This is a genomic window from Haloactinospora alba, from assembly GCF_006717075.1.
GTDB lineage: Bacteria > Actinomycetota > Actinomycetes > Streptosporangiales > Streptosporangiaceae > Haloactinospora > Haloactinospora alba.
This window is the reverse complement of record NZ_VFQC01000001.1, coordinates 2,063,820-2,078,256: the sequence shown is the minus strand read 5'-3', so window position 1 is coordinate 2,078,256 and position 14,437 is coordinate 2,063,820. Positions and strand designations below refer to the sequence as shown.

Annotated in this window: 15 protein-coding genes; 12 read left to right on the top strand and 3 right to left on the bottom strand. The window is 68.4% G+C overall.

Annotated features, from left to right (window positions below):
• The first annotated feature begins 65 nt into the window (after positions 1–65).
• From pgeF to FHX37_RS09310, 6 genes are all read left to right on the top strand, one after another.
• Complete coding sequence (gene pgeF / locus FHX37_RS09335) at positions 66–788, top strand: peptidoglycan editing factor PgeF (protein WP_141923550.1); 723 nt, start codon at positions 66–68, stop codon at positions 786–788.
• An 11-nt stretch (positions 789–799) separates the two neighbouring features.
• Positions 800–1,543: a YggS family pyridoxal phosphate-dependent enzyme gene (locus FHX37_RS09330; RefSeq protein WP_141925150.1), complete on the top strand. Its 744-nt coding sequence runs from the start codon at positions 800–802 to the stop codon at positions 1,541–1,543.
• 114 nt (positions 1,544–1,657) lie between these two features.
• On the top strand, positions 1,658–2,182 hold the full coding sequence (locus tag FHX37_RS09325) for a cell division protein SepF (RefSeq protein WP_141923549.1): 525 nt from the start codon (positions 1,658–1,660) through the stop codon (positions 2,180–2,182).
• 33 nt (positions 2,183–2,215) lie between these two features.
• Positions 2,216–2,509, top strand: a complete 294-nt coding sequence (locus tag FHX37_RS09320; RefSeq protein ID WP_141923548.1) for a YggT family protein — start codon at positions 2,216–2,218, stop codon at positions 2,507–2,509.
• A 130-nt stretch (positions 2,510–2,639) separates the two neighbouring features.
• Positions 2,640–3,626, top strand: coding sequence for a DivIVA domain-containing protein (locus tag FHX37_RS09315; protein ID WP_141923547.1), 987 nt, complete (start codon positions 2,640–2,642; stop codon positions 3,624–3,626).
• Between the two features lie 64 nt (positions 3,627–3,690).
• Positions 3,691–4,572 (top strand): hypothetical protein, encoded by an 882-nt coding sequence (locus FHX37_RS09310; RefSeq protein WP_141923546.1) that lies wholly within the window; start codon positions 3,691–3,693, stop codon positions 4,570–4,572.
• 142 nt (positions 4,573–4,714) lie between these two features.
• Here FHX37_RS09310 and ileS read toward each other — a convergent pair whose 3' ends face one another.
• A complete protein-coding gene (ileS, locus tag FHX37_RS09305) occupies positions 4,715–7,894 on the bottom strand; it encodes an isoleucine--tRNA ligase (protein ID WP_141923545.1) in 3,180 nt (1,059 codons plus the stop codon).
• Positions 7,895–8,303: 409 nt separating this feature from the next.
• Between ileS and FHX37_RS09300 the strand changes: the two genes are divergently transcribed.
• From FHX37_RS09300 to FHX37_RS09285, 4 genes are all read left to right on the top strand, one after another.
• Positions 8,304–8,567, top strand: coding sequence for a hypothetical protein (locus tag FHX37_RS09300; RefSeq protein WP_141923544.1), 264 nt, complete (start codon positions 8,304–8,306; stop codon positions 8,565–8,567).
• Positions 8,568–8,835: 268 nt separating this feature from the next.
• Complete coding sequence (locus FHX37_RS09295; RefSeq protein WP_141923543.1) at positions 8,836–9,246, top strand: TraR/DksA family transcriptional regulator; 411 nt, start codon at positions 8,836–8,838, stop codon at positions 9,244–9,246.
• On the top strand, positions 9,219–9,827 hold the full coding sequence (lspA, locus tag FHX37_RS09290) for a signal peptidase II (protein WP_342777607.1): 609 nt from the start codon (positions 9,219–9,221) through the stop codon (positions 9,825–9,827). Before FHX37_RS09295 ends, lspA begins: the two co-directional genes overlap by 28 nt.
• A gap of 26 nt (positions 9,828–9,853) precedes the next feature.
• Positions 9,854–10,762, top strand: a complete 909-nt coding sequence (locus FHX37_RS09285) for an RluA family pseudouridine synthase (protein ID WP_141925148.1) — start codon at positions 9,854–9,856, stop codon at positions 10,760–10,762.
• Positions 10,763–10,777: 15 nt separating this feature from the next.
• On the opposite strand, the gene FHX37_RS09280 is transcribed toward FHX37_RS09285, so the two are convergent.
• Positions 10,778–12,448 (bottom strand): thiamine pyrophosphate-dependent enzyme, encoded by a 1,671-nt coding sequence (locus tag FHX37_RS09280; protein WP_141923542.1) that lies wholly within the window; start codon positions 12,446–12,448, stop codon positions 10,778–10,780.
• Positions 12,449–12,757: 309 nt separating this feature from the next.
• Here FHX37_RS09280 and FHX37_RS09275 point away from each other — a divergent pair, with 309 nt between their 5' ends.
• Together FHX37_RS09275 and FHX37_RS09270 are read left to right on the top strand one after the other, a co-directional pair.
• On the top strand, positions 12,758–13,183 hold the full coding sequence (locus FHX37_RS09275) for a GNAT family N-acetyltransferase (RefSeq protein ID WP_141923541.1): 426 nt from the start codon (positions 12,758–12,760) through the stop codon (positions 13,181–13,183).
• Between the two features lie 198 nt (positions 13,184–13,381).
• Entirely contained in the window at positions 13,382–14,041 is a 660-nt protein-coding gene (locus FHX37_RS09270; RefSeq protein WP_141923540.1) for a PaaI family thioesterase, read from the top strand.
• A gap of 126 nt (positions 14,042–14,167) precedes the next feature.
• Here the strand turns inward: FHX37_RS09270 and FHX37_RS09265 are convergent, their stop codons facing one another.
• A complete protein-coding gene (locus FHX37_RS09265; protein ID WP_141923539.1) occupies positions 14,168–14,335 on the bottom strand; it encodes a type II toxin-antitoxin system Phd/YefM family antitoxin in 168 nt (55 codons plus the stop codon).
• Positions 14,336–14,437: the final 102 nt, after the last annotated feature.

Genomic DNA, 14,437 nt, shown 5'->3' with positions numbered 1-14,437 from the left:
CCTCCGAGGCCGGTACCCTGTTTGCTGTCCCCTCCCCACACAGCCAGGAAGAGCAGCGTCGGTTGATGAGTGCCGTGTTCCAGTTGGGCCCCGGAGTGGCTGCCGGTTTCACTCGACGGTATGACGGCGGGGTGAGCGCTGCTCCGTTCGATACGCTCAACCTCAGTTCGGGGGTGTCCGACGACCACACGGCTGTGGAGCGCAACCGGCAGGACGCGGCCGCCCGGCTGGGGTTCGACAGCGGTCGTGTGGTCTGGATGGACCAGGTGCACGGTGCTGATGTCGCGGTGGTGACAGCACCCGGTGTGGCGCCACGGGTCGACGGGATCGTCACCACCCGCGACGATCTCGTCCTGGCAGCGCTGGCTGCGGACTGTCTGCCGATCCTCGGGGCGGATCCGGACGCGGGTGTCCTGGGCGCGGCGCACTCCGGGCGCGCCGGAACGCTGGCGGGGATCGCGCCCCGTCTCGTGGAGGCCATGGTCAACCAGGGGGCCAGGGAAAGCCGGATCACGGTGGCCCTCGGCCCGGCGATCTGCGGCCGGTGTTACGAGGTGCCGGAATGGATGCGTGACGAGATGGCCGAACGCCTCCCCCAGGGGGCCGGTCGTACCTCCGTCGGAACGGCCAGTATCGACCTCCGCGCAGCGGTCACCGCCCAGTTCGAGGAGTGCGGGGTGCACAATGTCGTGGTGGATCGGCGCTGCACCCTGGAGGACCCCGACCTTTTCTCGCACCGGCGTACCGGCATGACTGGGCGGTTTGCCGGATATATCTGGTGGTGCTGATCATGTCCGACATGAAGCGTGTGACGGAAAACGCGGGGGAGACCGCTCGGACCGAGCGGATCGCGGCCAACCTCGCCGAGTTGCGTTCCCGGATCTCCGCAGCGTGCGAACGACACGCCCGGTCGCCGGACGATGTGACGATCGTCGCTGTGACGAAGACGTACCCGGCCTCTGATGTGCGAATTCTCGCTGGTCTCGGTATCGGCGATGTTGGTGAGAACCGGGACCAGGAGGCGGCGGGAAAGGCGGCCGAGTGCGGGGACCTGCCGCTCAGGTGGCACTTCGTCGGCCAGCTGCAGACGAACAAGGCCCGTTCGGTCGCGCGTTACGCTGACGTCGTGCACTCGGTGGACCGCACCCGCTTGGTCCGGACCCTGGGTTCCCGGGTGCGGACGGAGAACCGGGAGATCGGGTGCCTGGTACAGGTCAATCTCGACCCGGACTCGGAAGTGGGCGAACTCGGAACCCGCGGTGGTGTGGACCCGCGTGACGCGATGGGTCTCGCGGACGAGATCGTCGCGGAACCCGGACTGTCCCTCGGCGGGGTGATGGCGGTAGCTCCCCGTGGCGAGGACCCCGGTGCCAGCTTCGCGCGACTGCGCTCCACAGCTGCGGCGATCCGCGAACGCTATCCGCAAGCCACGGTGGTTTCCGCGGGGATGACCGGAGACATGGAGGCCGCGATCGGCCAAGGGGCAACCCACATACGTGTGGGCACGGCGTTGCTCGGTGCCCGCGATGCCAACGTGGGGTAATGTCCCCACATGGACGTTGGCGCCCATCTGTCGAGTTCGCCCGCTTGGCGAACCAGGGCGGATACCGGAAAGTCATCTGCGGCGCGGCACCACAGAGATGACGGAGGACTAGAGATGGCCGGCGCGATGCGCAGGATGGCAGTCTATCTCGGCCTCATGGAGGACGACCGCTACGATCTCCGCTATGCGGACGAGTATGATGACTTTGATGACTTCGATGACGGTATCGAGGAACGGCGGGACCGTGGCCTCGAACAACGCAGTGATTCGCGAGCTGAGCCCGTGACAGATGCGGACAGTCAGACAACGTCCACAGAGGAGCGGCGAGCGTCCGCGACGGCTCCTCCCTCCACCGCCGACCTCGCGCGTATCACGACCCTGCACCCACGGACCTACAACGAAGCGCGCACTATCGGGGAGCACTTCCGGGAAGGTATACCGGTGATCATGAACCTCACCGAGATGGTCGACAGCGATGCCAAGCGTCTGGTCGACTTCGCGGCGGGGCTTATATTCGGTCTGCACGGCAGCATCGAACGTGTGACCAACAAGGTGTTCCTGCTGTCACCAGCTAACGTTGAAGTGACTGCTGAGGACAAAGCCCGCATCGCCGAGCGGGGGTTCTTCAATCAGAGCTAGACCATTGTTCAGAGACGGAGTCGGAGAACGACCGTGAGTATCGTCCAGAACGTACTCGTCAGCGCCCTGTATATCTTCATGTTCGTGCTGATCGGTCGGCTCGTGTTCGAGCTCGTCCAGTCGTTCTCCCGATCGTGGCGGCCCACGGGGGCCGTACTTGTGCTCGCCGAAGCCACGTACACGATCACCGATCCACCGTTGAGGTTCCTACGGCGGTTCATCAAACCTGTACGTTTGGGAAGCGTGGCACTCGACCTCAGCTTCACCGTCCTTTTCCTCTTCGTGGTTATTCTCATCCAGATCGTGAGCCGGATTTCCGTCATGTGACCAGGCCACGGGCACAGAAAAAGCAGGTTGAGGTTTCGATGTGTGGTCTTGGTCATGTTCCGGGTTGCCGTGAGGTCACGATCAGGTAGCGTCCTTACGGACAGAGTCCAAGCGCGCCAAGGAGTCGAACATGCCGCTGACACCCGCGGATGTGCGGAATAAGCAGTTCAGTACGACCCGGTTGCGACCGGGCTATGACGAGGAAGAGGTCGACGCGTTCCTCGACGAGGTCGAGTCCGAGCTGGACCGACTCATCCAGGAGAACGAGGAACTCCGTGGGAAACTCGCCGAGTGCCTGCGGGGCAAGGTTCCCAACGGCAACGGCCAGGAGGCCCAGCAGCCGCAGGAGCAGGCGCCCGCGGAACCGGCGCCCCAGGCCCAGCAGCCGCAACAGCCCCAGCCGGCCCAGCAGCCCCAGCAGCAGCCCGAGCCGGCCCGTGCCGAGTCCTCCCCCGCCCAGTCCATGGAGCAGCAGCTTCCGGCGATGGCGGCGAACATGGCGGCCCAGGGCGGCGGCGGTGAGGAGAACATGGACACCGCCTCGCGGGTGCTGGCCCTCGCCCAACAGACAGCTGACCAGGCGATCTCGGACGCCCGCCGGGAGGCCGACGAGACGCTGGGCCGGGCCCGCAACGAGGCTGACGACATCCTCGGAAAAGCGCGCCGGCAGGCCGAGCAGATCGTCAACGAGGCCCGTGCCCGTTCCGAGAACCTCGACCGCGACGCGCAGGAACGTCACCGTCAGGTCATGGGCTCCCTGGTGCAGCAGCGCGAGGAGCTGGAGCACAAGGTCAGTGAGCTGAAGGACTTCGAGCGCGAGTACCGCAGCCGGCTGAAGGACTACTTCGAGCGGCAGCTGCGTGAACTCGCCGAGGGCGCGAACGAGCCGAGCGCTCCCAACCCCAGCCAGCAGAACCCGGCCCAGCAGAATCCGGCCCAGCAGAACCCGAACACGACGGGCGGTTTCCAGACGATGGCGCCCTCGGGCGGGGCGCCCGCGATGCAGCAGGCGAGCGCTCCGGGCAACGGTGCCCCCTCCGGAAACCCGTTCGCCCAGGCCGAGCCCGCCCAGCCCGGGAACTACAACCCGAGCGAGCCTCCGCATGAACGCCGTTAGTACGTAGCCCAGGAGGCAGTGTCACACTGCTGCACACGACCTCGACGACGAAGGCTCTCTTCCGGTGCTAACTATCGCCAGTCTCGTCATCCTGGTGGCGGCGCTGCTCGTCCTCCTGATGGCTGTGACACTTGCCGAGACGGTCCTGGCCTACATCGCTATCGGCCTGGGCGTCATCAGCGCGGTGCTTCTCACTGTCGAGGCGCTCCGTCTGATGGGCTACTCGGTAGCGCTGTGGGGCCTCCCTGCGGACGGGGCCGACCGGTCCGGCGAAAGCACCCCGCGGACGGACGAGTTGGGGAAGGCGTCCGTCCCCGGCGCGTCGGCAACGTCGCCGGCGCCGACCGAGAGCGTCGAGGAGAGTGACACTTTCTCCCCCGACGTACCAACGGAGTATCCGTCGCGAGCGACCCAGCAGGCGACGGAAGAGAACTCCCCGCTGTCTGCGACGGACGGGGAAGTCTCAGTCGAGGAGAACACCCCGTCGGCTGGGACCCCACCGGCCGGGACCCTTGAGCCAGGTCCGGCCGACACACCGTCACAGGAGGACGCCCCCGACGCTGTCGACCCGGCCACTCCTCCACCGACGGTGGCCCCGGAAACCAGTCCGGAGCCATCCGGTCCCGCTTCCGAGGACTCCGCGGCGCGCAGTGCCGTCGGGGAGGAGAGCGTTGCCGCGGAGGAGAGCACCGCCGTGGAGGAGGACTCCGAAGGCGGCGCCCGCCCCGATCCCGAGAGCACCGGCCATCAGGGCGACTCCCAGGACGATCAGAGTTCCGGGGCGGAGGACGAGGAGGACCGTTCCGGGGAGGGTTCCGCTGCCGGGACCGCCGCCGCGGAGGCGGAAACCGGGGACGGAGGCGACACCTCGCAGGTGCCGGAAACCTCCGAGACAACCGAGACCTCCTCGCGCCCGGAGGACGACGCCCGCTCCGACGGGTCGTAAGCCGCACGGGCCCTCGACTCCGGCAGGAACCGATACGAGACGTGCCGCGCCGTGGGAGCCGGACGCCTGCCGCGTACCGACCGGCCCCGCCGGCCCCGACGGTTCCCCCGCCGAGGCCGGTCGTAGGAGAGCCCGGGGCCCGTCAGGCTCTGCGGAGCCAGAAGGTCACCCCGAACTCGTCCGAGGAGACCGCGTGTGTCTCCTCCTCGGGAACTCCCTCGGTCAGTGTGTTGGCCAGCACCTCGCCCGCGATGGTGTCGGCGTGCTCGACCAGCGCCCGGTGCGTCTCGTCGGCGGTGGCCGACCACCACACGTCTATGCGGTCGGATATGTCCAGGCCACTGGACTTGCGGGCGTCCTGGACCAGGCGGATGACCTCACGCGCCAGGCCGGAGCGCCGCAGCGCCGGTGTGATCTCCAGGTCCAACGCCACCGTCTCGTTGGCCTGCGAGGCCACGGCCCAGCCCTCCCGCGGCTGCTCGGTGATCAGCACCTCCTCCGCGCTGATCTCCACCGGTTCCTCCTCGACCCGCACGTGCGCCCAGCCGGTGGAGCGCACCGCCGTGACGAGCTCCGCCGCGTCGGCCGACTGGATGGCCTCCGCCACCAGCGGGGTGCGTTTCGCGAAACGTTTCCCCAGGGCACGGAAGTTGGGTTTGACGATGTAGTCCACAAGCTCGCCTTCTTCCTCGGCGAGTACGTCGATCCGACCGACGTTGAGTTCCTCCGCGATCTGGGAGCGCAACTCCTCCGGCAGGGAACCGACTCCCTCCGCACCAGCCAGAACGCGGGACAGCGGTTGGCGGGTGCGGACTCCGGAATCGGCCCGGGCGGAGCGGCCGAGTTCCACGAGGCGCCGTGTGAGAGCCATCTGCTCGGACAGGTGCGTGTCGATGAGCTCGCTGCGCACCTCGGGCCAGCTGGTCAGGTGCACGGAGTCCGGGGCCTGGGGGCGGCGAAGGGCCGACCACACGTGGTCGGTGATGAACGGCACCATCGGCGCCATCAGCTGGGTGAGGGTCTCCAGCGACTCGAACAGTGTCGCGAACGCCGAGGCGTTCTCGGGAGTTTTCGGTCCCGCCCAGAAACGGCGCCGCGAACGACGCACGTACCAGTTGGAGAGGTCGTCGATGAACGTGGTGAGAAGACGCCCCGCTGTCGTGGTGTCGAAGTTGTCCAGAGCCTCGGTGACGCCGGACACGGCACGGTTGAGTTCGGAGAGCAGCCACCGGTCGAGCAGGGGGCGCGCTCCCGGTTCCGGGGCCTCGGCCAGTCTGCTGTGGTCCCACGTGTCGCCGGCGTTGGCGTACAGGGTGAAGAACGAGACCGTGTTGTAGTAGGTCAGCAGCACCTTGCGGACGATCTCCTCCAGGGCGGTGTGTCCCACCCTGCGCGGCATCCAGGGCGAACCGCTGGCGAGCATGAACCAGCGCAGCGCGTCGGCACCGTGCCGTTCCATCACCTCCATCGGTTCCAGCACGTTGCCCAGGTGCTTGCTCATCTTGCGCCCGTCCTCGGCCAGGATGTGGCCCAGGCACACCACGTTCTCGTAGGAGGAACGGCCGAACACCAGGGTGCTCACGGCCATGAGGGAGTAGAACCAGCCGCGTGTCTGGTCGATGGCCTCGCAGATGTACTGCGCGGGGAAGTTGTCCCGGAACGTTTCCTCGTTGCGGTGCGGTGCGCCCCACTGGGCGAACGGCATCGCGCCCGAGTCGAACCAGGCGTCGATCACCTCGGGGACGCGGGCGGCATCACCGCCGCACTGCGGGCACGCGAAGGTGATCCCGTCGACGTAGGGCCGGTGCGGGTCCAACGAGCCGAGGTCGGAACCCGCGAGCCGCCCGAGCTCCTCCAGCGATCCCACGACGGTGGTGTGCTCCTCGGCGCATTGCCAGATCGGAAGCGGCGTTCCCCAGTAACGGCTGCGCGACAGGGCCCAATCGACGTTGTTGCGCAGCCACTCCCCGTAGCGCCCCTCCTTGACGTTCTCGGGGTACCAGTTGGTGTCGGCGTTCTGCTGCAGCAGCTGCTCCTTGATCGCCGTCGTCTTGATGTACCAGGACGGCAGGGCGTAGTACAGCAGCGGGGTGTGGCAGCGCCAGCAGTGCGGGTAACTGTGCTCGTAGGACTGGTGGCGGAAGAGCAGCCCTCGTTCCGTGAGGTCGGTGACGAGTTTGTCGTCGGCGGTCTTGAAGAAGTCGCCGCCGACGAGCTCCAGCTCGGCCCGGAAGGTGCCGTCGGACCCGACGGGGTTGACGATCGGCAGGTCGTAGGCGCGCGCCAGCGCCATGTCGTCGGCACCGAAGGCGGGAGCCTGGTGCACCAGGCCGGTGCCGTCCTCGACGGTGACGTAGTCGGCCAGCACGATGTAGTGCGCCGTCTCGTCGAACTCGACGAACTCGAAGGGGCGCTGGTAGGACCACCCCTCCATCTCCGCGCCCTCGAAGCGCTCCCCGGTGAGTTCCCAGTCCTCACCCAGCACAGCGGCGACCAGTGGTTCGGCGATGAGCAGCCGCTCGAAGCCGTCGGTGGCCACGACGTAGGAGACGTCCGGATGGACGGCCACCGAGGTGTTGGATACCAGGGTCCAGGGGGTCGTGGTCCACACCAGCAGTGAGGTGGAGCGTTCCGGGTCCGCCAGGGGGCCGGAGGTCACGGGGAAGCGTACGTACACCGAGGGGTCGACCACGGTCTCGTAGCCCAGTGCCAGCTCGTGGTCGGACAGGGTCGTGCCGCAGCGCGGGCAGTAGGGGCTGATCCGGTAGTCGCGGACGAGCAGTCCCTGGTCCCAGATGTACCTCAGCGCCCACCACACCGACTCCACGTACTGGGGGTCCATGGTGCGGTAGGCGTCGTCCATGTTCACCCAGTAACCCAGGCGGTGGGTCATGGCGGTGAACGCGTCCACGTTGCGCAGCACCGACTCGCGGCAGTGCGCGTTGAACTCGGCGACGCCGAACTCCTCGATGTCCCGCTTCCCGCTCAGGCCGAGCTCCTTCTCCACGGCGACCTCCACGGGAAGGCCGTGGCAGTCCCATCCGGCCTTGCGGTCCACGTGGTAGCCCCGCATGGTCTTGAAGCGGGGGAAGACGTCCTTGAACACGCGGGCCTCGACATGGTGCACGCCGGGCTGGCCGTTGGCGGTCGGCGGCCCCTCGAAGAAGACCCAGTTCTGCCTACCCCGGGTCTGTTCCAGGGAGCGCTCGAAGACACTGTCCCGGGACCAGCGGTCCAGTACCTCGTGCTCGACCGCGGGCAGGTCGATCTGGGCGGGAAGGCTGGGGAAAACGCGGGAGTCGGAGTGTTGCTCGTTCGGCATTCGTCGTACCTTTCCACCAGACAAGTGGCCTGATGGAGGGACGAGGCCCAAGCCCCGCGGTACCACCCTCCTTGGGAACGCCGCGCGTCCCCCACCTCGTTGTTCCTGTTGCTGCCGGTTCTACTGAGCTGGACCCAGGGCGACGGTGGCGCTTCCAGCCGTTCTTCCGGCGGCTCCGGGGTGATCTTCACGGCGGTCATACCCTCGGGCTCCCACCATCCCCGAGTCGCTGCGGGCTGTGTCCGGCGCTACTCGCCCCATCAACGCCTTGCTGCGGACCGAGAATAGCGCAACTGCGGCGGTAGCGTGTGCTGGATTCCCGTTGGCCGCGGCCGTTTCCCCCCGGCTGAACGCGACCGGGCATACTTGCCTGTCGTAACCCCGAACACAGCCAGGAAAGGTGAGCCGAATGGCACAGAACGACCAGGGACAGAGCGTGCTGGTGACGCTGGCCGAACGGGAGGACGCTGACGAGCTGGCCGAGGAGCTGCTGGAACAGGGCTACGAGCCGTGCTCGGTGCATCGCAGCATGCTCGCGGGCGAGGACGACGCCGCCGACGCCGACTGGGTGATCGAGGTGCGGACCGGGCCGCACGGTGGTCCCGCCGCGTTCGAGGAACCGCACCTGGCGGCCCTGGCCGCCGACTACGGAGGGGTGGCCTCGCTGGACTGAGCCCCGGTGCTCCCGCGTATCAAAAGCGGGAGCACCGGGAACACCACAGGGAAAGTGTCGTCCGGTGTCGCGAGTTGATCCGCGCGCGGACGGCGCTTAAGCTACCCGGAATTGTGTGGAATAGGGCCCTGAGCCGCCGCGTTCCGGCACGGTACCGAAAGGGACGGGTGCCGGGAGACAGCCACGACCGGCGGTGCCAACCAGCGGCCGTCCTGCGTCAGAGTTAGGGATCGTAGCCGGGCCCGACCGGGGGAAACACGAGGGGAACATGAGCGTGACCGAAGCTGCGGGGCTGCCCGTTCGACCGGGGGAGTCTGCATGGACTGAGGAGGAGCTGGCCGAGGTACGCAACCAGCTCGAGTCCGACATCGCCCTGCTGCGCAAAGAGATCGCGGAGGCCGAATCGGAGCTGGCGGAACGCCTCGCGGACTCGGTGGACGGGGCGGGGGACGACCCCACCGACACGGGAGCCAAGGCGTACCAGCGTGAACACGACCTGGCACTCGCGTACAACACCCGGGACCTGCTCGCGCAGAGTGAGCGGGCCGTCCAGCGGATGGACGAGGGAACCTACGGTGAGTGCGAGTCGTGCGGCCAGGCTGTCGGGAAGGCCCGGCTGCAGGCGTTCCCGCGGGCGACACTGTGCGTGCAGTGCAAACAGCGCGAGGAGCGTCGCTGACTGATACGGGATCTTCACAGGGTGACGGACGGGAAGGGGACGGAACCGCCGCGCAGGGACCGCGGCGGTTCGTTCTCCTGGCGGCTGTCGCGTTCACGGGGATAGCGGCGGACCTGGCCACCAAGGAGGCCGCCCTGGCGCTACTGCGCCCGGGGGAGGCCGTGAGCGTCGTCGGCGAGATTCTCCGCTTCACCCTGGTTTTCAACACGGGAGCGGCGTTCTCCATCGGGACCGGTATGACCTGGGTCTTCTCCCTGCTCGCTTTCGTTGTCGTGGGGTATATCCTGCGGATAGCGCGCAGACTGCACAGTCCCGGCTGGGCGGTGGCCCTCGGCCTGATCCTCGGCGGGGCGTGCGGGAACCTGGTGGACCGGCTGTTCCGGGATCCGGGGCCGTTGCGGGGAGCAGTGGTGGACTGGATCCAGCTCCCGCATTGGCCGGTGTTCAACATCGCGGACTCGTGCATAGTTGTCGGTGGCGTGCTCACGGTGCTGTTGGCGTTCAACGGTGTCAACATCGACGGGACCCGGGATCGCGGGTCGGCCACGACGGCCAATGACGGAAAGGGGAAACGCGCGTGACGACGGCAGCCGGTGACGAGCGCAGTATGCCCGTCCCGGACGGCATAGAGGGGGAGCGGCTCGACGCGGCCATCGCGCGTATGTTCGGGCTCTCCCGCACCCGCGCCGCCGAACTCATAGCCGACGGCAACGTGCGTCTCGACGGGAGCGAACCCGGTAAGTCCGACCGGGTCCAGGCAGGCTCCTGGCTCGATGTGACCCTGCCGCCGCCCCCCGCCCCACCGACCGCGACCGCGGAGCCGGTCCCCGGCCTGGCCACGGTCTACGAGGACGACGACATCATCGTGGTGGACAAGCCCACCGGCGTCGTCGCCCACCCCACCGTCGGCTGGACCGGGCCGACGGTGCTGGAAGGGCTGCTGGCGTCCGGCGTCCAGCTCAGTACCAGCGGTGCCGCCGAACGCCAGGGAATCGTCCACCGGCTGGACGCCAACACGACCGGTCTCATGGTGCTCGCCAAGAGCGAGACCGCCTACAGCGTCCTCAAACGTGCCTTCAAGGAACGCACTGTGGACAAGCGTTACCACACGCTGGTCCAGGGGCACCCGGACCCGTTGCGCGGTACCGTCGACGCCCCCATCGGCCGGCATCCCTCCGGTGACGGCCGGTTCGCGGTCGTCACCAGCGGGCGGCCCTCGGTTACCCACTACGACACGCTCGAGGCGTTCCGCTCCGCCAGCCTGTTGGAGATCAACCTGGAGACCGGCCGTACACACCAGATCCGGGTGCACATGGCCGCCATCGGCCGCCCCTGCGTGGGCGACCACCTCTACGGTGCGGACCCCACCATCTCCGAACGGCTGGGGATCAGTCGGCAGTGGCTGCACGCGATGAGGCTGCGGTTCGAGCACCCCACGCGGGGCGGAACCGTGGAGTTCGACAGTTCCTACCCGCCCGATCTCGTCGCAGCCGTGGAGCAGCTCCGCGAGGACTGAGCCGCCTCCCCGAGCTCAGGAGAGCAGTTCCGTCATGGTCGTCTCCGGGCTGATGGCCTCCCCGTCGGTACGGACGTCGACCAGCGTCGCCGTGTCGGCGGAGACGGCGTCGGACAGCACCGTGTCCAGCTCCCCGGCAGTGGTGACGGTGGCGCCGCGAGCTCCCAGCCCCCGGGCGTAGCGGGCCAGGTCCAGTGGGCCGCTGATGTCGACGGCTGCGGTGCGGCCCAGTGCGCGTGCCTGGTGCATCGCGATCGTGCCGTACAGGCCGTTCTGGAACACCACCACGACGAGCGGGAGCCCGAGCCGGACCGCCGTCTCCAGCTCGCTGCCGGTCATGAGTGCGCCCCCGTCGCCGGCGACCGCGACAACCGTCCGCCGCGGTTCCGCGAGCTTGGCGGCCACGGCAGCGGGTACCGCGTATCCCATGGCGCCGCTTGTCGGGGCGAGCTGTGTACGCGGGTGGCGGTACCACCAACCGCGGTGCAGGAACGCGGCGAAGTTTCCGGCGTCGTTGGTGATGATGGCGTCCTCCGGAAGCGTGCGGCGCATCCCCTCGACGACCGCCCACGGGTGTAGGGGGGTGTTCCCGCTGTCCGCGGTGTTCTCGGGTGCGGTGGTGGTCGCGACCCAGGCCCGGTGGGCAGCGCTGGTGTCCCGTTCCGGTACGTGCACGTCGGCTTCGGCGAGAGCGGACAGCGCCCTGCCGGCGTCGGCCACGGCGCCCAGCCACACTCCCGCACTCGCTCCGACCTGGGCGGCGTCGATGTCGATCTGGGCGACGGAGGAAGGCGAGGAGGGTGTCCCACCACCGGGGAGCCGGTACGTCTGGGTCGTGACCTCGCTCAACCGGGAACCGACCACGAGGACGGCATCCGCGTTCTCCAGCGTCTCCAGAACCGGCTTCGGGCACCCCAGCCCCAGGTGGCCCGCGTACAGCGGATGGTCGTTGGGGAACACGTCCTGCCGACGCCAGGACGTGTAAACCGCGGCCTGGAACCGTTCGGCTGCGCGCACCAGCTCCTCGCGCGCACCGTACGTGCCGCCGCCGGCGATGATGGCGGGGCGGCGCGCCGCGGCCAACCAGGCAGCAAGCCTCTCGCGTTCCGCGTCCTCCAGGGGAGGCCGCGGCGGTGGCGCCCCGGGCAGTGCCGGGAACGGCGCCACGTGTTGGCCGAACAGGTCGGCTGGTACCGCCACGGCCACCGGGCCGGGGCGGCCGGTCGTGGCGAGCCGCAGGGCCCGGGCCGTTGTCTCGGCCAGCCGGTCAGCCCGGCCGACCGTCGTCGCCCACTTGGTGATGGGGGAGTAGAACGCGGTCAGGTCCACTTCCTGGAACGCTTCCCGCCCGAGGTAGTCCGTCTCCACCTGTCCCAGGAAGACCACCATCGGCGTGGAGTCCTGCATAGCCGTGTGCACCCCCACCGCGAGATTGGAGGCACCGGGGCCCCGGGTTACCGCGGCCACGGCGGGGACCCCGGTGAGCTTGGCATCGGCCTCCGCCATGAATCCCGCACCGTTCTCGTGCCTGGTGGAGACGAGCCGCATCCCGTCGTGCTGCTCGATCGCGTCGGCCAGCTCCAGGAAACTCTCACCGGGCACGGTGTAACACCGTTGGACGCCCGACTGCGCGAGGACGCGCACGGTTTCCTCGGCGGCGGTGCGTGGGGCGGGGGAATCAGCCATCGGATCGTCCTTCCGACACGTCGTCGTGTGGCACGGGTGCCAGTCCCTGTTCGGCACACGCTTGTCCCTGCCGCGCGACGCGCCAGCACCGCACCGGCGCGGTGCTGGACTACGCCGCTCGGGACGAACAGTCTCCACCGAACGGGGTCTGGTCCCCTGCGGGACTTTCCCGCCTCGCGCCGACTTACGCCGTTGTCGCCACGTGTGATGTCGCGGGGAGGCAAGGTGGTGCCACAACCGCCGGGTACGGTGCTTGCCCGTACCACGCGGGCACTGCTGCGACGCGACCGCGGTATAGGCTCGGTACCCATGGTGACCGTTGAACTCGCTAGTGATGCCCTGGAACGCGCGCTCGTGTTCACCATCCGGGGCGCCGTTTTCGTGGCTGAGCAGCAGGTTCCCGTCGACGAGGAACCGGACAGCCGAGACCGGGATGCGGACCATCTGCTGGCACGCCTCGACGGCAGTCCCGTGGGTACCGGCCGGATGGTGGTCGAGGGGGAGCAGGGTCTGCTCGGGCGGTTGGCCGTGTTGCCGCACGCGCGGGGAACGGGTGCGGGAAAGGCCCTGGTGGACGGGCTCGAGGAGCGCGCCGCCAAGCGGGGTCTGGCGGTGGTGGAACTGCACGCCCAGCTACACGCCCGTGGTTTCTACGAGCGGCTCGGATACGCCGCCCACGGCGAGCGGTTCCTCGAGGCCGGGATCCCGCACCTGCACATGCGCAAGGAGTTGTGAACGGGAACCGGCAGCGCCGTCCCGATGCCGGTGGCACGTGTCACGAAATAGGTGGTGGATCGCCGCGGGTTGCAGAGTGGGGCGGCCCCAACCCCTCGGGGAGGGTTGGCCACGCTGTACTACTACCGAGTAATATTCTGCTCTGGTGGCGGTACGGCCGTCCCGCGACACAGCCGAGAGACACGACGAGAGAAGAGCATGACGGTTCACGACCAGCCGGTAGCGGAAACCCCCGATCCCCGAGAGTTCGGGTTGTCCGTGCTGCCCGAGCACGAGATTCCCAGCGAACTGACAGCGTTGGTGGCGGATGTCCGCGCTCTGGTCGACGCCGTTGCCCACACCGAGGCCGGTCCGGAGGACCTCGCCGAGGCGCGCGCGTCCGTGGCCGCCGCCACCGAGCGGATCAGTGGAACCCGCCGGGAGACCGGTGCGCTCATGGAACAGACCCGACCGGACGGCACCGCCGAGTACGGAACGCTGACCAACGTCGTCTCCGGAGTCACGAACCCGGCGTCCCCGCCGCTGCAACTGGAACGTTCCGGAGACGGGCTGCGCGCCGAGATCACTCTGAACGGCGTGTACCAGGGACCTCCCGGCCTCGTACACGGTGGCTGGATCGCGGCGATACTCGACCAGGCACTGGGAGGCGCGGCGAGCGCGGCCGGCATGCCCGGGATGACGGCCAACCTGGACGTGAACTACCGCAGCCCCACACCGCTGCACGCCCCGTTGGAGGTCACCGCGCGTGTCACCGGTACCGAGCGCCGCAAGGTCTTCGTCTCCGGAGAGGTCCGGCACAACGGCACGGTTACCGCCGAAGGGACCGCGCTCATGGTGCGTTTCGACGCCTCCGGCTAGGCTCCCGCCCCCGGCGGGCTGGCCGTCACGAGCGGGCCGCCGGTGCCGCACCGGCACGGTCGTGCGGGAACGCTCCCGCGCGGTCGGGCGGGAGGACACACCGCCGAACAGCAACCGCTCTGTGGTTCAGGGTGACGGGTTCCCGTACTCGGCGCGTTCCTCCTCCGTGAGAGGGGCGATCTTGGCGACCGGTTTCCCGTGCCGGGTGATGATGATCTGTTTCCCCTGGTACCGGACCTCGTTGAGGATGTCCGCGAAGTTCTTCCGTGCGTCCTCGACCTTCATCAGCTCCATGTAAGCACCTTACGGGGAGTAGCGTCTGTAAGGAAGGTCAGGAAGGGGAGCAGGTCGGCCGGTCGCCCCCCTCGGCGGTGTGCGCGCGATGGATGTTGCGTT